This window comes from Dyella thailandensis (genome assembly GCF_050749815.1).
Lineage (GTDB): Bacteria > Pseudomonadota > Gammaproteobacteria > Xanthomonadales > Rhodanobacteraceae > Dyella_A.
This window is the reverse complement of sequence record NZ_CP192735.1, coordinates 1,303,258-1,321,386: the sequence shown is the minus strand read 5'-3', so window position 1 is coordinate 1,321,386 and position 18,129 is coordinate 1,303,258. Positions and strand designations below refer to the sequence as shown.

Annotated in this window: 19 protein-coding genes; 13 read left to right on the top strand and 6 right to left on the bottom strand. The window is 65.2% G+C overall.

Annotated features, from left to right (window positions below):
* Positions 1–554: 554 nt before the first annotated feature.
* Complete coding sequence (locus ACQVBX_RS06145; protein ID WP_431637173.1) at positions 555–2,522, bottom strand: pyrroloquinoline quinone-dependent dehydrogenase; 1,968 nt, start codon at positions 2,520–2,522, stop codon at positions 555–557.
* Positions 2,523–2,850: 328 nt separating this feature from the next.
* On the opposite strand from ACQVBX_RS06145, the gene ACQVBX_RS06140 reads away from it, so the two are divergent.
* From ACQVBX_RS06140 to ACQVBX_RS06105, 8 genes are all read left to right on the top strand, one after another.
* Entirely contained in the window at positions 2,851–3,297 is a 447-nt protein-coding gene (locus ACQVBX_RS06140) for an HIT family protein (RefSeq protein ID WP_431637172.1), read from the top strand.
* A 576-nt stretch (positions 3,298–3,873) separates the two neighbouring features.
* On the top strand, positions 3,874–4,470 hold the full coding sequence (locus ACQVBX_RS06135) for a hypothetical protein (protein ID WP_431637170.1): 597 nt from the start codon (positions 3,874–3,876) through the stop codon (positions 4,468–4,470).
* 308 nt (positions 4,471–4,778) lie between these two features.
* Positions 4,779–5,195 carry a hypothetical protein gene (locus ACQVBX_RS06130; protein WP_431637168.1) on the top strand — a complete coding sequence of 139 codons (417 nt, stop codon included), beginning with the start codon at positions 4,779–4,781 and terminating at the stop codon, positions 5,193–5,195.
* A 376-nt stretch (positions 5,196–5,571) separates the two neighbouring features.
* A complete protein-coding gene (locus ACQVBX_RS06125) occupies positions 5,572–5,709 on the top strand; it encodes a hypothetical protein (protein ID WP_431637166.1) in 138 nt (45 codons plus the stop codon).
* Positions 5,710–5,753: 44 nt separating this feature from the next.
* A protein-coding gene (locus tag ACQVBX_RS06120) for an IS3 family transposase (RefSeq protein WP_431634034.1) occupies positions 5,754–6,832 on the top strand; the annotation gives its coding sequence in 2 pieces (ribosomal slippage) (positions 5,754–6,012 and positions 6,012–6,832; 1,080 coding nt in all).
* Positions 6,833–6,877: 45 nt separating this feature from the next.
* Positions 6,878–7,177, top strand: a complete 300-nt coding sequence (locus ACQVBX_RS06115; protein WP_431637165.1) for a GrpB family protein — start codon at positions 6,878–6,880, stop codon at positions 7,175–7,177.
* A gap of 192 nt (positions 7,178–7,369) precedes the next feature.
* Positions 7,370–7,636, top strand: coding sequence for a hypothetical protein (locus ACQVBX_RS06110; RefSeq protein ID WP_431637163.1), 267 nt, complete (start codon positions 7,370–7,372; stop codon positions 7,634–7,636).
* A 105-nt stretch (positions 7,637–7,741) separates the two neighbouring features.
* A complete protein-coding gene (locus tag ACQVBX_RS06105; RefSeq protein ID WP_431637161.1) occupies positions 7,742–8,428 on the top strand; it encodes a hypothetical protein in 687 nt (228 codons plus the stop codon).
* 54 nt (positions 8,429–8,482) lie between these two features.
* On the opposite strand, the gene ACQVBX_RS06100 is transcribed toward ACQVBX_RS06105, so the two are convergent.
* Both ACQVBX_RS06100 and ACQVBX_RS06095 read right to left on the bottom strand, forming a co-directional pair.
* Entirely contained in the window at positions 8,483–9,244 is a 762-nt protein-coding gene (locus ACQVBX_RS06100; protein WP_431637160.1) for a LytR/AlgR family response regulator transcription factor, read from the bottom strand.
* Positions 9,241–10,377 carry a sensor histidine kinase gene (locus tag ACQVBX_RS06095; RefSeq protein WP_431637158.1) on the bottom strand — a complete coding sequence of 379 codons (1,137 nt, stop codon included), beginning with the start codon at positions 10,375–10,377 and terminating at the stop codon, positions 9,241–9,243. The genes ACQVBX_RS06100 and ACQVBX_RS06095 overlap by 4 nt, the downstream gene beginning before the upstream one ends.
* A gap of 136 nt (positions 10,378–10,513) precedes the next feature.
* Here ACQVBX_RS06095 and ACQVBX_RS06090 point away from each other — a divergent pair, with 136 nt between their 5' ends.
* A complete protein-coding gene (locus tag ACQVBX_RS06090) occupies positions 10,514–12,352 on the top strand; it encodes a chloride channel protein (RefSeq protein WP_431637156.1) in 1,839 nt (612 codons plus the stop codon).
* 401 nt (positions 12,353–12,753) lie between these two features.
* Here ACQVBX_RS06090 and ACQVBX_RS06085 read toward each other — a convergent pair whose 3' ends face one another.
* On the bottom strand, positions 12,754–13,299 hold the full coding sequence (locus tag ACQVBX_RS06085) for a DUF2058 domain-containing protein (RefSeq protein ID WP_431637153.1): 546 nt from the start codon (positions 13,297–13,299) through the stop codon (positions 12,754–12,756).
* A 166-nt stretch (positions 13,300–13,465) separates the two neighbouring features.
* Between ACQVBX_RS06085 and ACQVBX_RS06080 the strand changes: the two genes are divergently transcribed.
* The 4 genes from ACQVBX_RS06080 (at position 13,466) to ACQVBX_RS06065 (ending at position 16,757) form a co-directional block, all read left to right on the top strand.
* A complete protein-coding gene (locus tag ACQVBX_RS06080) occupies positions 13,466–14,296 on the top strand; it encodes a CHAD domain-containing protein (protein WP_431637151.1) in 831 nt (276 codons plus the stop codon).
* A 128-nt stretch (positions 14,297–14,424) separates the two neighbouring features.
* A complete protein-coding gene (locus ACQVBX_RS06075; protein WP_431637150.1) occupies positions 14,425–15,423 on the top strand; it encodes a DUF4105 domain-containing protein in 999 nt (332 codons plus the stop codon).
* 19 nt (positions 15,424–15,442) lie between these two features.
* The gene (locus tag ACQVBX_RS06070) at positions 15,443–15,970 is read left to right on the top strand and encodes a DUF1697 domain-containing protein (protein ID WP_431638123.1); all 528 of its coding nucleotides are present in this window, start codon (positions 15,443–15,445) and stop codon (positions 15,968–15,970) included.
* Positions 15,963–16,757, top strand: coding sequence for a TOBE domain-containing protein (locus tag ACQVBX_RS06065; RefSeq protein ID WP_431637147.1), 795 nt, complete (start codon positions 15,963–15,965; stop codon positions 16,755–16,757). The genes ACQVBX_RS06070 and ACQVBX_RS06065 overlap by 8 nt, the downstream gene beginning before the upstream one ends.
* Positions 16,758–16,762: 5 nt before the next feature.
* Here the strand turns inward: ACQVBX_RS06065 and ACQVBX_RS06060 are convergent, their stop codons facing one another.
* Both ACQVBX_RS06060 and modB read right to left on the bottom strand, forming a co-directional pair.
* The gene (locus tag ACQVBX_RS06060) at positions 16,763–17,449 is read right to left on the bottom strand and encodes an ABC transporter ATP-binding protein (RefSeq protein ID WP_431637146.1); all 687 of its coding nucleotides are present in this window, start codon (positions 17,447–17,449) and stop codon (positions 16,763–16,765) included.
* A 2-nt stretch (positions 17,450–17,451) separates the two neighbouring features.
* Positions 17,452–18,129: a molybdate ABC transporter permease subunit gene (modB, locus tag ACQVBX_RS06055; protein WP_431637144.1), complete on the bottom strand. Its 678-nt coding sequence runs from the start codon at positions 18,127–18,129 to the stop codon at positions 17,452–17,454.

The window sequence follows — 18,129 nt, the reverse complement described above, 5'->3', positions numbered from 1 at the left end:
GGGCGAAAAAAACGTCGATGCGATTGGGTGGCGAATCTGTGTGGGACGGGCTCATTTTGAAAAGCATCTATCTAGCAGCCGGTCTGCTTGCGATGACTGCCCATGGAGTCATGGCTCAACGTTCGCCGTCGCCGGGAGGGCAGGCGCCGCTACCTGGGGTATCGGAGCCTGCGCTCTCCCCAGCGGCCGCTCAGCTCTTGCGCGAACCGAATCCACGACAGCCCGCAACGCCTGGTGGAATCGATGGGCTTGCTCCCGTAGTTGGCTATCTCTGCATGGCTGAAACCGATCTATGGGTCCAGACAGCGCCCTGTTCACGCACTCGGCTCGCCAAGCCCGGCATACCCACTCAACCCGTACAACAAAGGCGGCTGAACAGGGAGACGCTTTGCCGATATCTCGCCCTCGACGTTCAAGTTGGTCCCGACCTGTCGGCTAGCCGGCAGTTGGATGAACGGAGTCGGCTCATCAAACGGCATGGCTGCAGGGGCTGATCCGGCAAACCAAGCACCCCGCGCACGGGCAACTCGCACGACGGAGGCCGTCGCTCGGCCTCACTCCGGCAACTTGAACGCCACCAGCGCATCACTACGCCCGGTATCCAGCTTGCCGTGCCCGCCGGCCGCGATCACCACGTACTGCCGGTTGCCCACCGCGAACGTCATCGGCGTGGCCATGCCCGGAGCCGGCAGTTCGGCGCGCCACAGTTCCTTGCCCGTGGCCCGGTCCAGCGCGCGAAGGTAGCCGTCGGTGGAGGCGGCGATAAACACCAGTCCGCTGGCCGTCATCAGCGGCCCGCCCATGCCCGGCATGCCCTTGATCGAGATCGGCCACGGCGCCTTGTGCTTGCCGGTGCCCAGCGGGATCGACCAGTCCAGCTTGCCGGTGCCCAGGTTCAGCGCCACCACCCGGCCCCACGGCGGGGCGATGCACGGCGCTCCCAGCGGCGACTGCAGCACGCGCCGGCGCATGCCGTACGGCGTGTGCTTCATGCGGGCGTACTCCCAGCCCTTTTCGCCGCCGGCCTTGATCTGCCGCAGCCACTCCTCGCGCGGCAGCAGCTGCACCTGCATCGGCAGGTCGTTGACGTTGGTCACCAGGGTCTGCGTGGCCGGGTCCCACGCACCGGAGCCCCAGTTCACGCCGCCGGCGTAGCTGGGCATCTCGATGGTGCCCTGCAGGCTGGGCGGGGTGAAGATGCTCTCGCTCTTCAGCGAGCCGATCAGCTCGCGGCAGCGGTTGCGGTCCCAGAAGGTGAGGCCGTGCGCGTCGGCCGGCGTCACCGGTCCGTTGCGCACCAGCGAGGGCAGGGCCGAGAACGGCTGCGTCGGCGACAGCTTCTCGCCCGCCACGCCGTCCTGCGGCACCGGCTTCTCGGTGATGTCGAACAGCGGCGTGCCGTCGTCGCGGCGGAACACGAACACCTGGCCGGTCTTGGTCAGCTGGATCACCGCCGGGATGCTCTGCCCGTCGCGCTTGATGTCCACCAGCATCGGTTGCGCCGCCAGGTCGTAATCCCACACGTCGTGGTGGATCAGCTGGCGCGCCCACACCAGCTTGCCAGTGGCCGTATCCAGCGCCACCAGCGAGTTGGCCCAGTGGTTGTCGCCGGGGCGCTCGCCGCCGTAGGGGTCCGGGCTGGCCGAGCCGGTGGGGATGAACACCAGGTGCCGCGCCGCATCCACCGAGAACACGCCCCAGGCATTGGCCGCGCCGTCCCAGGTGGGGTAGGGCTTGGCCTCCGGGTCGCCGGCCTCGGCGGTGCGCTCCACCGGGTCCCAGTGCCAGCGCAGCGCGCCGGTGCGCGCATCGAACGCGCGCACCACGCCCAACGCATTGGCGGCCGACCAGTTGTCGCCGATCGACGAGCCGAGGATCAGCGTGTCGCCGTCCACTGCCGGCGGCGAGGTGAACTCGTAATCGCCCTTGGAGGAATCGCGCAGCAGGTGCGCGGAGAGCTGCAACTGGCCGTGCTCGCCGAAGCCTTCGCAGGGCTTGCCGGTGGCCGCATCCAGCGCGATCAGTCGCGCATCGACGGTTCCGAAAAACACCCGCGTGGCGCAGGTGGTACCAGCCGCCGCGGTCGGGTCACGCCACCAGGTGACGCCGCGCGAAGCCAGCTCGGAGCGGTCCTCGCTGCCGTCGACGTGCGCATCGAATTTCCAGCGCTGCGTGCCGGTGGCCGCATCCAGCGCGAACACCTCGCCGGTGGCGGTGCTGAAGTACAGCGTGCCGTCCACGAACAGCGGCGTCGCCTCGAAGGTCAGCTTGCCCTCGGTTTCCCAGCCCTTGGCCAGCGCGCCGGTGTGGAACGTCCATGCCGGCTTCAGCGCCGCCACGTTCGCCGGGGTGATCTGGCTCAGCGGCGCAAACCGGCTGCCGCCCGCATCGCCACCCCAAGCGGACCACTGGAACGCCTGCGCCGCAGCATCCAGCGGCGGCACGTCGACCGGGGCAGAACGAGAACAGCCACCGAGCAGGGCGGTAATGGCGGCGGCGAGGATGAAGGTGGAACCACGCATGGATGGACGCTCCCTGTGACAGTGGGCGCAGGGTCGCGGGTGGGGTGGGGTGGGGCAAGCGGTTTGGGGTGAGTGGGATGGGGGATGACGTGGGCGGGTCCGGAGACCAGGACGGCCTCGCACTTGTGCCGCCTGATGGCCCGTGGAACGATCCGACAGCCGGGTCGCTCTCGGCACCCAGGGGAAGGCGCAAGACCATGCGAGCTGGCTGCATCAGCAGGTTGTCGTCGTGGGGTTAACCAGGGAAGTGCCGCGCGGGGTGCGCGGAGCTTGAAGGAGTAGGCGGCAGGATGACACTGCATTTCGAAACTATTCGGCGTCAGGCCTCATGAAGCACGCCCCCGCCGGATACGCGTGCCCGTTCTGCGGCATCGCTGAAACGCTTCCCTCGCCGGCGCCGGAATCAGCCGTTGTGCTGGTGGATGACAACGTGTACGCCCTCGTTCCGACGCACCACTACGGTGGGATCAGGGGCAACTGCCTGGTGATTCCGCGGGCGCATTACGAGAACGTGCTGGATATCCCGGACAGCCTTGGCGCTGACTTCTTTCGTGCCACGCGTCGGCTGGCGCAGGCGATGCGGGATGCCTTCCAGTGTGAGGGGATCTCAACGCGCCAGCACAATGGGCCGGCTGGCGATCAGGATGTTTGGCATTTTCATCTGCACGTGTTTCCGCGCTACTCGAAGGATGGGCTGCATGCGGGAACGAAAGCGCCTTATACCAGTGGGGAGCGCATTGAGTTAGCAGCTAGTCTTCGGGCTGCGCTGCATTAGCGTAAACGGGCAAGGCTTGTGAGAGTGCGCCCTGAGACCTGTTATCCTGCCGAATCTAGAACTATCAGACGTTAGCCATCTTATAAATTACGGGGGCGCTATGGCACAAGTGCAAATGGAAGAGATCGTGGATCACCTCAGCTCGGAGATGCGTCGCGCACTGGAAGATGCTGTACGTGAAGTTGCTCCCGATATAGAGATTGACGCGTATGAGTTGTATCGAGCGTTTAGAAGGGGTGTTCGCCGTAAATGTAACGATTGGGAGCAGGTTCCTGACCAGTACGTACGCACGTAGCGGTACGCAAGTTTTTCAAAGCGGACGGCTGCACCACCTCTTATTTACCTGAAAGGTGCTCGATGCCCGGAAGGCCAGTAAAAGAGTTCCACCAGTACCTTGTCGCATCGCCGGGTGTGACACACGTCAGTCATGCAGAGTATTTAAAGGAGCCCGCCACAGCCTTTCTTCGCTATGTCGTTGAGGCTAAGTCAGCGGTCGATTTATGCCTGCGGAAGTTCAAGATTAACGGAACGTACGGGGCTGATGCTATAGATAGTATTCGTCACATAAGTGTAGCTATGCTTCCTGCAATTATGGGGCATTTCGAAACGTTTCAACGATATCTATTTGCGGGCGCATTCGAGAACAGTGTCTATTTTAGAAATTTTGACGTTGAGAAATTCTTCAAGCAAATCGAGAAAAACGCAAGTCTGTCAGTCGATCTGGTTCGGTTGTCGGCATACCGCCGTGGCGGAGGATTCTCCGCTGGCATCATCATTGCAGATTCGCTTCCTGGCTGGCATAGTCCGGAGCGCGTCAATTCCTATTTCTCAGCATTTAATCTCAATAGGCAACTTTTCGGCAATGCAGAATGCAGGCGACTAAAGGTGTTATGGCAACTGAGGCACTCCGTCGTACATACTGGAGGTACCATAACGGTGCCCGATGCACAGAAAGCGCCCGAGCTGACTAACTGTGGTGGGAAGACTGTTGCCTTTGAGAATAACTTTATCTATGAGGTGGCGCGTAAACTTCATCCTCTTGTCAAGTCGGCGACTGAGGGTTTCGGTGGGGCCTACAAGCAAGCGCTTAAACCGGACCTCCCGGCTGCTGTTGCGACTCCAATCGACGAACTCTTCTCCGTCAGGTCTACAGTTAATGTTTGGTTGCGATAGCTGTACTTATGTACGCAGTCGAAGCGCGCAAGACTTGCCGATACTGCTGGCTCCCCATCAACGTGGTCCCTTTCCGCAAGGGTGACCTCGGCATCCCCATGCCCCTGCGGCATGAGCGCAGCGATCCGGTTCGCGCATCAGCAAAACAAGGGTCAGAGTCGACTTTTGCCATGCTCGGGGATTAAAGGGAGTGTGGCTAATTAAATTGTGCCTTCGTATGGCTAGTAACGGGGACATGGAAACGACTAATCGTCGCGATGGTTGCTATAACGACATCGCTTAACTTATAGGTCAAATAGGGAGTGGTTATGACAGATGACGACAACTCGCCAGCCGCATTCGCGCGTGCCAAGCGCGACCGGCGTATCGAACAGGGACAGATTGGTCGCAATGTGCCGAGCGATTTCGCAAGTCGTCCCCTGGGCGTTTTCCTCTTGTTCTTTGCTTTGCTGCTGTTTTGGCTCTGTACGTATGGCCCGATAACTGACGCTCAGGCCCAGGCTGTCTCTATCAGTTATCGGAGCAAATGGGTGGCCATTCAACCTCTTCTTTTCCTTATGGGCGTTGCGTACACCATATTTGGAGCGAAGACTTCCAGGGTGTTCGGTGCCACCACCAGACCGTCCATCTGGGGCTGGGGTTTTGTTGCGATCGCTGTCGCGTTGGGATTCGCTTACGCGCACTACGTAGAGGCGTATCTGCGAGAGCTTGGTTATCCGGTTTAGCCCTAGTCAGCAGTTAAAGTAGTTGAAGGGGCGTGGTTGCTTAATGGCTTTCGTCTGTTAGGTGATCGCTTGCCTGGTTTAATTAATGACGGCCCGTTCTTTCTCCCCCTCACCTTGACTACGCTTCCCCGTAGTAGCAGAATCAATCGCAAGGAGCCTCGAAACTCCCCACACAGCGGTACCCACCTCCGTCAAACCGGTGGGTTTTTTGTGCCTGCGTCATTGCAGACGCAGCCGACGCGAAGCCTGCGTCGGGAGGGCGGCTAATACAAGACCCGCAAGGGGAATACGCCCGCCGGCTGTGTGCGGTTTCGAGCCTCCCGACTTCCCGTCGCCGTCCTGGCGCGCGGGTACTTCATGGAACGAGGAGGCAAGCATGTCGACCATCGATTCGGAAGATCGGAATGTCACCGGCTATTTCCTGCCGGAAGATACCCAGCTACGGCTGAAGCAGCTACGCGAGTACGTGGGTTTCCTGACCAACCTGGCCCGACGTCCCCCCGGTTTTGAGTAGCACTGCCGTTTGGAGTCCAATCCCCCAACCGAAGGAGATTGGACGTGAAGAAGCGCTTTTCCGAGGAACAGATCATCGGCTTCCTGCGTGAGGCGGATGCCGGCTTGCCGATCAAGGAGCTGTGCCGCAAACACGGCTTCAGCGAGGCCTCCTACTACCTGTGGCGCAGCAAGTTCGGCGGCATGAGCGTGCCGGACGCCAAGCGCCTGAAGGAGCTGGAGACGGAGAACACGCGGCTGAAGAAGCTGCTGGCCGAGCAGATGCTTGAGAACGAGGTGATCAAGGACGTCCTGCGAAAAAAACCGTAGGCGCACCGGCCCGGCGAGCGTTGGTGCGCCAGATGATCGACAAGGGGTTGAGCGAGCGGTGCGCGCTGCGCGTGGTGGGCATGAGCGCCAGCGCGTACCGGTATCAGGCGCAGCCAGACCGCAACGTGGCGCTGCGACGGCGGATCGTGGAGCTGGCGCAGCGGCACAAGCGCTACGGCGTGGGGATGATCCACCTGAAGCTTCGGCAGGAGGGCGGCGAGCCGGTGAACTACAAGCGTGTGGAGCGGTTGTATCGGGAGGAACGGTTGCAGGTACGCCGGCGCAAGCGGAAGAAGGTGCCGGTGAGCGAGCGGCAGCCACTGTGTCGTCCATCGGCGCCCAACGAGGTGTGGTCGATGGATTTCGTGTTCGATCGCACCGCCGACGCCCGCGTCCTCAAGTGCCTGACCATCGTCGACGACGCCACGCATGAGTCGGTGGGCATCGAAGTCGAACGAGCCATCTCCGGGATCGACGTGACGCGTGTGCTGGATCGCCTGGGCGTCATTCGCGGCCTGCCCAAGACCATCCGCACCGACAACGGCAAGGAGTTCTGCGGCAAGGCGATGGTCGCCTGGGCGCACGAGCGCGGCGTGCAACTGCGCCTGATCGAACCAGGCAAGCCGAACCAGAACGCCTACATCGAATCGTTCAACGGACGTCTGCGCGACGAATGCCTCAACGAACACTGGTTTCCCAGCCTGCTGCACGCCCGCACCGAGATCGAACGCTGGCGGCGGGAATACAACGAGGAGCGACCGAAGAAGGCGTTGGGCGGGCTGACACCCGCCGCCTACGCGAAGCAGTTAAAGTAATTCCGGACTCTAAACCGTCCCGCTACTCAACGCGGGGGGACGTCGGTGGAAGCATTGGGCTACCTATATTGGCCATACAAGGCCGATGTCATGCACTGGTTCTGCAAACCCTCGGATGCCCACCGGACGCACCATCTCCACCTGGTTCCGTACGGCAGTGAGCTTTGGCGGGCAAGGCTGGGGTTCCGCGATGCGCTGCGAGCGAACGCACATCTCGCACAGGAGTACGCCCAACTCAAATTGGACATGGCCAACAAGTACCGCCATGACCGCGAGGCGTACACCCAGTCCAAAACCGAGTTCGTTCAGCAGGTGCTGAAATCTCTCGACCTGGTGGCCAAGTAGAGACTATTCTTTCATTCGATGCGGACGCCTGCGCTACCGCTCAATTTCGGCGTTGGGCTCAATATGGCATCCGGATGATTTTGCGTCGCCTATTCTTGTCTTCCCTACTCAGGCCCCACGATTCAAGCGGCCCGCGTGGATATATCACTCCAATCCACGCCGCCGCTCAGCTCCAGCCTTAGGTGCCAGACCATGTTCCAGTACGATGACTCTTTCGTATTTTTAAAAAAATGGCAGAGAGTCGCTGCTGCATTCATCGCAAGTCTGATAGTTTACGGCTACCTTCTTCCCTGGCCACCACCTAACAGAGATCAATTTGCCATTGGATTTTTCGGGGCTGTGTCTTTTTATCTCATGGCAATCTTTGGCAACCGGGTTCGAGGGGCTCGCTTGCTTTCATTCGTCACGTTGGTCATTTATATCGTGGCGCTGCTCGGCAAGTTGACTGGCCGTAATTAAAGGGGGCCAGGTGCGGAGTCGACTCTTGCCGTGCTAGGGGGGGGTATTTGCAGTTGTAGCTCGGGTAGGCCGCGCCTTCAATTCGTTTTTTATTATGGATGACTTATGAAAAAAGTGTGGTCTGCCGCTCTTTTAGTGGCGCTAACTTTGCTAGCTGCTCGTGCGAGTGCTACGCAGTCAAGTCCGCTCGCGTTTGTTCCGAAAGGCTATCGTGTCGTGGATACCATCAGGGGCGATTTGAACAAGGATGGGGAGGAAGACGTTGTGCTTCTGATTAAGGCTGCAGATCCATCAATGATCGTTTCGGACGCAAGGGGGGAGAAGCTCGACCGCAATCGCAGGGGGTTGGTAATTGCGTTCAAGCAAGGGATGGGCTATGCGCTTGCATTAAAAAACTTCACTTGCTTTTCGTCTGAAAATGAGGATGGTGGGGTCTACTTTGCCCCCGAGCTCAGCATCGATATTAAGAAAGGTCTTCTTCTCTTCCACTATAGCCACGGTCGCTATGGTTATTGGGGCTATACCTTTCGATATCAAAAGGGTGGCTTTTATCTGATTGGCTACGACGCCAGCAATGACCATGGCCCGGTGGTCGAGAGTGTGGTTAGCATTAACTTGATGACCGGTCGGATCTGGAAGCGGGTGAATACGAACGAGGACGCGGAGGGCGGTGGTGAGGAAGATTTCAAGGATTCTTGGTCGAAAATTACGAAGCCCAGAGTGATTAGTCTCGAAGGGATAAAGGATTTCGACAGTCTTGACGTCACAGATATGTTTGAGGTGTGGAAATAGCCCTGCAGGCATTGAACTCAGGGTGAAATCAGGGGGCAGATTCGACTTTTCGCGTCACCGCCCCCGCAACCCCTCCGGCAACGCCTCCCGATACCGCCGACTCACCATCACCGTCGTCCCATTCCGCAGCGTGAGTTCGGCATCCCCATGCCCCCGCGGCGTCAGCGCCGCGATCTGATCAGCGCGAACCAGGTAGCTGCGGTGCACGCGCAGGAATTGCGCGGGGTGCAGTTGGCTGGCCAGTTGGGTGAGGGTGGCGCGCATCAGGTAGCTGCGTTGCGGGGTGTGCAGTTCCACGTAGTTGCCGCTGCCGACCAGGTGGGTCACGTCGTCCAGCGGCACCACCACGCGCTGGCCGCGTTCGGTGATCACCAGCGGCGGCGGGTTGAACGCGGGTATGGGCATGGCGGCCTGCAGGCGGCGCAGGTCTTCTTCGGCGGGCAGCGGGTCGGTGTCGGCGAGGCGGGCGCGCAGGCGGTCCAGCGTGGCGGCGAGGCGCGGGGCGTCGAAGGGTTTGAGCAGGTAGTCGACGGCGGCCACTTCGAACGCGCGCAGCGCGTGCTCGTGGTAGGCGGTGGCGAACACCAGCAGCGGCCACGGGGGCGGCAGTTGGTCGAGCAGGTCGAAGCCGGTGGACTCGCCCAGCGCGATATCGAGGAATAGCGCGTCGGCGTTGGCGCCGGGCAGGGTGGCCAGGGCGGCGGGCAGGGTGTCGGCTTCCAGTACGACTTCGACATCTTTGTGATCGGCCAGCAGGCGGCGCAGCCGGGCGCGGGCGGGGGCTTCGTCTTCCACGATGGCCAGGCGCAGGGTCATGCCTTCGGCTCCGCAGTCCACGGTTCCAGCGGCAGGGTGATGTCCACCGCGGTGCCGCCGTGCGTGCCGGCGCAGATCTGCCAACGGTGGCGATCCGGGTAGAGCAGGGCGAGGCGTTCGCGCACGTTGGCCAGGCCCACGCCCGGTTGCGCATCGGCGGCGAAGCCCACGCCGTCGTCTTCCACGCGGCAGTGCAGTCGATCGCCGTCGCGGCGCAGGCTGACGGCGAGGTGGCCGCGGCCGTTGCGCAGGCCGTGGCGGAAGGCGTTTTCCACCAGCGGCTGCAGCAGCAGACGCGGCAGGCGCATGGCATCCAGCCCTTCGTCCACGCGTATGTCGACGTGCAGCAGGCCGGGTTGGCGCTCGGCCATCAGCGCGGTGTAGGCGCGCAGCCAATGCACCTCGTCGGACACGCGCACGAAGGCGGAGCCGTCGGCGGTCATCGCCGTGCGCAGCAGGTCGGACAGCGCCACGATCATGCGGTCGGCGGCGGGCACGTCTTCGTACATGCGGTTGGAGATGGCGTTGAGCGTGTTGAACACGAAGTGCGGCTCGATCTGCGCCGCCAGGTGCGCGAGCTTTGCTTCGCTCAGGGCGCGGCGCAGTTCGAGTGCTTCGAGCTGGTGGCGGCGGCGCTCGCGGATGGTGCGGATCAACGCGCACGCGACAACGAGGCTGAGGTAGGTGATGAGGTCTTTCTGGAACTCGTAGACCAGCCCGATCCACACCTCGCCGAACTCGTACGACGCGCCCATCGCCGCGTACACCGCCTTGCGGATCGCCACGATGATGGCCACGTGCACCAGCGAGAACACCACCGCCGCCGGCAGGTGCACCAGCATGCGTCGCCACGCGCCGGGGCCGGTGATCCTGCAGCGCGATTCGAACCAGCCCACCGCCAGCGCCAGCGCGCCGATCACCAGCGCGCTGCTCAACTCCCACGTGTAGTAGTGCCAGGCCACGGCGCCGGGGTTGTCGCGCTGGCTGATCCACACGTTGGTGCCCAGCCACAGGCCGATGAAGGTCCAGCCGGCGAAGTAGAGCACCAGCCACAGCGGGCGGCTGAGCAGGGTCATGCGCACGGAGCGCGGCTCGGGCGTGGCGTCGGGGCGGGCTGGGGAAAGGGTCGACATGGCGCCGCGGCTGGCTGGGAAGTCGGTATTGATAGCGTGGTGCAAGGTGGGGCGCTACCCCTGTTCATTTTCCAGCCAGCTACTGGCGCGATATCCGCGTAGCCTTTCGCGGCTGCATCCTCTGGCTTGAACTCCCATGACTGATCACACCGACGCCCCGCACTCGCGGGCGGCGATCCCGCTTGCGCCCTCGCTCGACGCCACCCTCGCCGACGCGCACCTGCCGCGCCGGTTCCGTCCGCTGGATCGGCGCGTGGTGGGCATCACGCTGGCCGCGATGGTGCTTGGCGCCGCGGTGGCCGGTGTGGCGCGCCTGCTCACCGCGCTGATCGGGCTGATCACCAACCTGGCGTTCTACGGCCGCTGGGATACTGCGCTGAGCAGCCCCGCCGGGCATCACCTGGGCCTGTGGGTGATCGCGGTGCCGGTGGTCGGCGGCCTGATCGTGGGCGTGATGGCGCGCTGGGGCTCGCGCGCGATTCGCGGCCACGGCATTCCCGAGGCGATGGAGCAGATCCTGCTCAACGAGAGCCGCATCCCGCCGCGCATGACCTGGCTGAAGCCGGTGTCTTCGGCCGTGGCGATCGGCACCGGCGGGCCGTTCGGCGCCGAGGGCCCGATCATCGCCACCGGCGGCGCGCTGGGTTCGCTGCTTGGCCAGCTCGCCCACGTTACCGCCGACGAGCGTAAGACGCTGCTCGCCGCCGGCGCTGCGGCCGGCATGGCGGCAGTGTTCTCCGCGCCGGTGTCGGCGGTGCTGCTGTCGATCGAGCTGCTGCTGTTCGAACGCCGCGCCCGCTCGCTGATTCCGGTGGCGCTGGCCGCCTTCGTGGGCACCGGCGTGCGCTACCTGCTGGAAGGCAACGAGCCGATGTTCCCGATGCCGGACATCGCCACGCCCACGTTCGGCGCGCTGGCGGTGTATGTGCTGCTGGGGTTGATCCTGGGCGTGGTGAGCGTGGGCGTCACCAAGCTCACCTACGCCATCGAGGACGGCTTCGAGAAGCTGCCGATCCACTGGATGTGGTGGCCGGCGATCGGTGGTCTGGCGGTGGGTGTCATCGGTTATTTCCAGCCGCTGACGCTGGGCGTGGGCTACGCCAACATCACCGCGGCGATCAGCGGGCAGCTCGGCCTGGCGGGGCTGCTCACGCTGTGCATCGCCAAGCTTGCCTCGTGGTCGATCGCGCTGGGCAGCGGCACCTCCGGCGGCACGCTGGCGCCGCTGTTCACCATCGGCAGCACGCTGGGCGGGGCGATGGGGTTGCTGGTGGCTACGGCGCTGCCGGCGTTGCATGTCGATCCGCGTCTCGCCGCGCTGGTGTGCATGGCGGCGATCTTCTCCGGCGCCTCGCGCGCGTTTCTCACCTCGGTGGTGTTCGCCTTCGAAACCACCCAGCAACCGCACGGCCTGCTGCCGCTGCTCGGCGGCTGCGCGGCGGCCTACCTCGTCTCCGGCCTGATGATGCGCAACACCATCATGACCGAGAAGATCGTGCGCCGCGGCGTGCGCGTGCCGTCCGACTACAGCGCCGATGCGCTGGATCAGATCCTGGTGCGCGATGCGTGCAGCCGCGAGGTGGTGTCGTTGTCGGCCGAGCAGCGCATGGGCGAGTTGCGCGCGTGGCTGGCCAGCGCGGGGGACGTGGCGAAGCATCAGGGTTTTCCCGTGCTCGATGCATCCGGCAAGCCGCTCGGCGTGCTCACCCGCCGCACCTTGTTCGACGCCAGCGTGGCCGATGAGGCCACGGTCGGCAGCCTTGTCAGCCGTCCGCCACTGGCCGTGCACGAAGACCACACCCTGCGCGAAGCGGCCGACCACATGGTGGAGGCCGATGTCGGCCGGCTGATCGTGTTGGGCAAGGGCAACTCGCCGCAGATGGTGGGCATCCTCACCCGCGGTGATCTGCTCAAGGCGCATGCGCAGCGGTTGCGTGAGGCGCGGCAGGCGTCGCGACATCTGGGGCGGAAGTAGGCGGGCCTTAGTTCTCCGATTGAAGGGCTGGCTCGGCGTTATGCCTGGCGATGGCATTGTTCCCGCCGAAGAGCGCCCCCTCACCCCAACCCTCTCCCCCGGCCGAGCCAGGGGAGAGGGAGCAAAGTGCGGCTGCCCACGCTTCTCGCATAACTTGATCCCGCCGCGTCGTCGTCCACCAGGCCAAAACCCACACGCCGCGACTCCCTCTCCCCTGGCTCGGCCGGGGGAGAGGGCTGGGGTGAGGGGCGCTCTGGAGCGTCGTCACTACGTGGTGGTAAGCACGACCTGTAGGAGCTCGCTTGCGGGCGATGCTTTTGGCTTCGATGTGCATCAGGAGCAGGGGCATCGCCCGCGAGCGGGCTCCTACCGGGGCTGCGATGCGCATTCCCGCCCGCGCATCACCAGATCAGGTCGTCTGGCACCTGGAACTGGGCGTAGTAGGTGTCGTCGTCGCTCGCCCGTGTGTCGCCCGCGGGCGGCTGGGCGTGGTCGAGCACGATGACGCTGGCGTCGCGTTCGCGGATCTTCTCCGCGGCGGCGCGGGGCAGCAGTTCGTAGCGATCGTCCAGGGCGGCGATCACCAGGGCGCCGCTGGCGAGCTGGCTGCGCAGGGATTCGTTCACTAGCACGCTGCGGATGGCGTTGTCGTGGGTGAACCGGTAGTCGATTTCGCCGCTGCGCTTGACCTTGTGGGTGTCGATGATCTGGCGCACCTGGGCGCGCAGTTCGGCGGCGCGGGCCTGGGCGTTGCGTTCGGCGGCCAGCGCGCGGTCGCGTTCGGCGCGCTCGGCCTGCAGGCGGGCGGCGTCGATGGCGTCTTCGCGTGGCGTGGCGGGTGGCGCCTTGCCGAGCTTCTGCTTGTTCTGCTCGCGCGCCACCTGGTTGACCTTGGCTTTGTTGACCAGGCCGGCCTTGAGTAGTTGGTCCTGCAGTGGGTTGCGCATCGGCGGGCATATCGTGAAAGGGCCCGCCATTGTAGCGCTGGCGCGGTCTGGGTCTCGGCCTCGGCCAGGTGAGCGCGCTCGATCGGCATCGATGGCACGCTTTCACGATGCGCGCAATTGAGCCAAGTCATCTGGCCGCATTGGCAGCTACGCCTAGACTGGCTCGATGAAGTCCACCGCTCCCTCTGCGGAACGCGCCCCTGGTGCTTCGCTGCGAACCACTGGCGAGGCGTTGGCGCATCTGGTGGCCGCGCTGTGTCGGCTGGCGCGTCAGGGCCTGGCGCGCAAGGAGCGCCAGCACGACGGCGTGCATCGCGTGCGCAAGGCGATCCGCAGTCTGCGGGCGGTGCTGGCGCTGGCTCACGAGGCACTGGGCGAGCCCGCTGCGCCGATCGACCGCGCCCTGCAGCAACTGGCGCGCAGCCTGTCGAGGTTGCGCGACGCCCACGTAGCGGTGGCGACGGCGCGTTCGTTGGCTACCGGCGCGGAGAAACAGGCTTGGCTCGATGTGGCCGCGCGCCTCGATAGGCGCTGTGAGCGACGGCTGGCGCGCACGCTGGCGCAGGACCCGGGGTTCGCCAAGCGTCGCGCCCGGTTGGCGCGAATCAGCAAGGCGCTGGCGGCGCTGCCCTGGTATCGGGTCGGGCGGCGGTCGCTGGAGCATGCTCTGGTCGAGGGCGAGCTGCGCGTGGCCAAGGCCGAGCGCAAGGCGAAGAAGGAGATGACCGCTCAGCGGCTGCATCGCTGGCGACGACGAGCGCGCCGCCTGCGCATGCAGGTAGACGCCATGCGCCGTATCGAGGTCTGCCCCAAGACCCTGCGGAAGATGCAGCACGAGCGGGTGGAGCACTTGAAGAAGCGCACCGACCTGCTGGGGCGACGGCAGGATCTCGAAGTGCTCGCACAGCTGCTGCCGCAGGTCAGCGACACGGCGAACCGCGACGCGCTGCGCCGCCGCCTGCAGCAGGAAATCGCCGAGCTGGACGCAAGCGCCTGAGGTGCGGTCGCCGATCGCTGCGCGCCAGCCGGATACCGGCGAGGCCTGCGCTGCCGGCGCGCGCGTTGTAACCCAACCGGAAACCCCGCACCCTAGCGGGCACAGCTCTCGGTGCCTGGAACCCGCGGATGAACAAATTCAGCCTGATGCTCCGAAGCGTGCTCGGCGCACTGGTGGCGGTGGTGGTGTTTCTCACCGGCGCCTGGGGCGCGCTGGCGCTGTGGTACCAGTTGCCGGGCGGCAGCGTGGGCCGGGCGCTGGGCAGCGTGGTGTGGGCCTTGCTGGTGGTGGCGCTCGTTGCGCTGGCGATCAGCCGCCGCAGCCTGTGGCCGCTGGCCGGCTACGGCTTGGCCATGCTGGTGCTGCTGATCTGGTGGTGGAACATCCCCCCGTCCAACCACCGCGTGTGGGCCGACGACGTCGCCCACCTGCTTCGCGGCGAGGTGCACGGCCATCGCGTCACCTTGCACAACGTGCGCGATTTCGACTGGCGCAGCGACAGCGACTACGACGCGCGCTGGGAAACCCGCGACTACAACCTCGATCACCTGGTGTCCGCCGACGCCATCCTGTCGTACTGGGACAGCCGCGCGATCGCCCACGCGATGATCTCGTTCGGCTTCGACGACGGCCGGCACGTGGTGTTCTCGGTGGAGATCCGCAAGAAGAAGGGCGAGGCGTTCTCCGAGATCGGCGGCTTCTTCAAGCAGTTCGAGATGGTGCTGGTGGCAGCCGACGAGCACGACATCGTGCGCGTGCGCACCAACGTGCGCGGCGAGGACGATTACCTCTATCCGATGACGCTGGAGCGCGACACGATGCGCGCGCTGTTCCTGTCCTACGTGGAGGCGGCGAACCGGCTGGCCGAGCGCCCGGCGTTCTACAACACCATCACGTCCAACTGCACCACGCTGGTCTATCGCATGGCGCGTCAGCTCAACCCCGGCCTGCCGATGGACATCCGCCTGCTGCTCACCGGCTACCTCCAGGGCTACCTGCGCGACAACGGCGCGATCGATGCGAGCCAGCCGGCCGACGTGCAGCGCGCCGCCGCGCGGATCACCGACAAGGCGCGCCGCACCGGACCCATCGACGATTTTTCCCGCGCCATCCGCGCGTCACGCTGATCAGGAACCTCTCCCGATGCTGCATCGCTACGTTGCCCTCCTGCGCGCCGTGAACGTTGGCGGCACCGGCAAGCTGCCGATGGCCGAGCTGAAGGCCATGTGCGAAGACGCCGGTTTCCAGAATGTGCGCACCTACATCGCCAGCGGCAACGTGGTGTTCGAGTCGACGCATGCAGAGGCCACGCTGAAACAGACCTTGGAGGAGCGCCTGCAACGCTATGCCGGCAAGCCGGTTGGCGTGCTGGTGCGCACGGGCGAAGAGCTGGCGCGCGTGCTGGCCGCCAACCCATTCGCCGATGAGCCGGGCAACCGCGTGGTGGCGATCTTCCTCGACGCGGCGCCAGCAAAGTCCGCGCTGGACGACATCAGCGGACTGAAAGACGAGCGCCTCGCGCTCGGCCGCCGCGAAATCTACGTGCACTACGGCGACGGCATGGCCGACTCGCGCCTGAAGATCAAGGCCGCGACCCAGGGCACCGCGCGCAACATGAATACGGTGGCGAAGCTGGCGGCGATGGCGGCGGCCGGGAGCGCGGGCGATGTTTGAACTCAAGGGCATGCTGTCGCTGCATGCAGGCGACCGTCATGTGGGTGGGCTGGACCGCATCGAGCTGCTTGCCGCCATCGGCGAGACCGGCAGCATCAGCGCGGCGGCGCGTGCGGTGGGCATGAGTTACAAGGGCGCGTGGGACGCCATCGATGCGATGAACAACCTCGCCGACGAGCCGCTGGTGACCCGTGCCACCGGCGGCAAGCGCGGCGGCGGCACCACGCTCACGCCACGCGGCCAGCGGCTGGTGGAGGTGTTTCGCGCCATGGCGGCCGAGCACGCGCGCTTCGTGCAGCAGCTGGGCGCGATGGGCGAGGCCTCATTGCGCGATCTGCAACTGATGCGGCGCTTCATGCTGCGCACCAGTGCGCGCAACCAGCTCGTCGGCACGGTGACCGCGATCGCGCCCGGCGCCGTCAACGACACGGTGGAGCTGGCGCTGGCTGGCGGGCAGCGGCTGACAGTCACCATCACCCGCGAGAGCACGCGTGAACTGGACCTGGCGGTGGGGCGCGAGGCGATCGCCCTGATCAAGGCCTCGGCGGTGCGGCTGGCGCGGCTGGATGCGTTAGATCAGCCTCCCGCGCGCAATCGGCTGGCCGGCACGATCGCCACGGTCGAGCGTGGCGACGCGAACGCCGAGGTGGTCTTGGATCTGGACGGTGGCGGCGTGATCGTGGCGGTGGTGGCGAGCGCCGATCTCGCAGCGCTCGACCTGGCCGAGGGAGATCGCACGGAGGCGATCATCGAGCCGTCCAGCGTGTTGCTGGGCACCACCGATTGAGCGGATCAGGCGCTCACGCGCGCCGAGTCGCGGTAAAGACGTCCCTCGCGGATCTCCAGCACGTGCTGTCCCAACGCTTCCACGTCCGCCGGATCGTGGGTGATCACCAGCATCTGCACGTCCAGCCGTGACTGCAGCGCCACCAGCTCGTCGCGCAAGCGGCCGCGCAGCGGCGGATCGAGTGCGGCGAAAGGTTCGTCCAGCAGGAGCAGTTCCGGCTGCGGTGCCAGCGCCCGGGCCAGCGCCACGCGCTGCTGCTGGCCGCCGGAGATCTGTGCGGGATAGCGGTTGGCCAGGCCCTCCAGCTCGAACGCATCGAGCCAGCGCCTCGCCGCTTCCGGCACGTTCCGCCGCGAAGGCTGGCGCAGGCTGGGCGTCAGGCCGAACGCCACGTTCTGTGCCACGGTGAGGTGCGGGAACAGCGCGTAATCCTGGAACACGTAGCCGATGCGCCGCGCGCGCGCGGGCACGTCCACGCCGCGGAAATCGTCGAACAGCGTGCGGCCGCGCACGCCGACGTGGCCGGCGTCCGGCCGCATCAGACCGGCGATGGCGCGCAGGGTGAGGCTCTTGCCCGAGCCGGACGGGCCGAACAGCACCACGCGTTGGCTGTCCGAACGGAACGCCAGCTCCAGCGAAAACGGCCGCTGTGGATCGGTCATCACGCGGCGGATGTCGACGTCCAGGCGCATGGTCAAAAGCTCCGCCGCGGCACGCGGCCGCGGGTGAGCCGGCCGGCGATCACCAGCACCGCCACGCAGGTCACCGAGGCCACGATCACCAGCATGTTGGCGCCGGCGTCGTCGCCCGCCTCGATCGCCGAGTAGATCGCTACCGACAGCGTCTGCGTGCGGCCGGGCAGGTTGCCGGCAATCATCAGCGTGGCGCCGAACTCACCGAGCGCGCGGGCGAAGGCGAGCAGCGCGCCGGCCACGATGCCGCGCATGGCCAGCGGCAGCGACACGCGGAAGAACACCGCCAGCGGCGCCAGGCCCAGCACGCGGGCGGCGTCTTCCAGCTGCGGCTCGACGTTCTCGAACGCGGCGCGCGCGGCCTTGTGCACCAGCGGAAACGCAGCCAGCGTGGCGGCGATCACCGCGCCCTGCCAGGTGAATACCGGGTTGATGCCCAGTTGCTCCAGCCAGCTGCCGATCACGCCGCGCCGCCCCAGCAGCACCAGCAGGTAATAGCCGAGCACCGTGGGCGGCATCACCAGCGGCAGGGTGAGCAGCGCATCCACCGTGTTGCACCAGCGCGAGCGCCAGCGCGACAGGCCGTAGGCCACGGCGACGCCGAAGACGAGGTTCAGCGTGGTCGCCCACAGGGCGACCTTCAGCGAGAGCAGCAGCGGTTGCCAGATGTCCGGCGTCAC

Bases quoted from the DNA above. Each gene is read 5' to 3' on its own strand.
- ACQVBX_RS06145 (WP_431637173.1), bottom strand. From the start codon at position 2,522: ATGCGTGGTTCCACCTTCATCCTCGCCGCCGCCATTACCGCCCTGCTC.
- ACQVBX_RS06140 (WP_431637172.1), top strand. From the start codon at position 2,851: ATGAAGCACGCCCCCGCCGGATACGCGTGCCCGTTCTGCGGCATCGCT.
- ACQVBX_RS06135 (WP_431637170.1), top strand. From the start codon at position 3,874: ATGCTTCCTGCAATTATGGGGCATTTCGAAACGTTTCAACGATATCTA.
- ACQVBX_RS06130 (WP_431637168.1), top strand. From the start codon at position 4,779: ATGACAGATGACGACAACTCGCCAGCCGCATTCGCGCGTGCCAAGCGC.
- ACQVBX_RS06125 (WP_431637166.1), top strand. From the start codon at position 5,572: ATGTCGACCATCGATTCGGAAGATCGGAATGTCACCGGCTATTTCCTG.
- ACQVBX_RS06110 (WP_431637163.1), top strand. From the start codon at position 7,370: ATGTTCCAGTACGATGACTCTTTCGTATTTTTAAAAAAATGGCAGAGA.
- ACQVBX_RS06105 (WP_431637161.1), top strand. From the start codon at position 7,742: ATGAAAAAAGTGTGGTCTGCCGCTCTTTTAGTGGCGCTAACTTTGCTA.
- ACQVBX_RS06100 (WP_431637160.1), bottom strand. From the start codon at position 9,244: ATGACCCTGCGCCTGGCCATCGTGGAAGACGAAGCCCCCGCCCGCGCC.
- ACQVBX_RS06095 (WP_431637158.1), bottom strand. From the start codon at position 10,377: ATGTCGACCCTTTCCCCAGCCCGCCCCGACGCCACGCCCGAGCCGCGC.
- ACQVBX_RS06090 (WP_431637156.1), top strand. From the start codon at position 10,514: ATGACTGATCACACCGACGCCCCGCACTCGCGGGCGGCGATCCCGCTT.
- ACQVBX_RS06085 (WP_431637153.1), bottom strand. From the start codon at position 13,299: ATGCGCAACCCACTGCAGGACCAACTACTCAAGGCCGGCCTGGTCAAC.
- ACQVBX_RS06080 (WP_431637151.1), top strand. From the start codon at position 13,466: ATGAAGTCCACCGCTCCCTCTGCGGAACGCGCCCCTGGTGCTTCGCTG.
- ACQVBX_RS06075 (WP_431637150.1), top strand. From the start codon at position 14,425: ATGAACAAATTCAGCCTGATGCTCCGAAGCGTGCTCGGCGCACTGGTG.
- ACQVBX_RS06065 (WP_431637147.1), top strand. From the start codon at position 15,963: ATGTTTGAACTCAAGGGCATGCTGTCGCTGCATGCAGGCGACCGTCAT.
- ACQVBX_RS06060 (WP_431637146.1), bottom strand. From the start codon at position 17,449: ATGCGCCTGGACGTCGACATCCGCCGCGTGATGACCGATCCACAGCGG.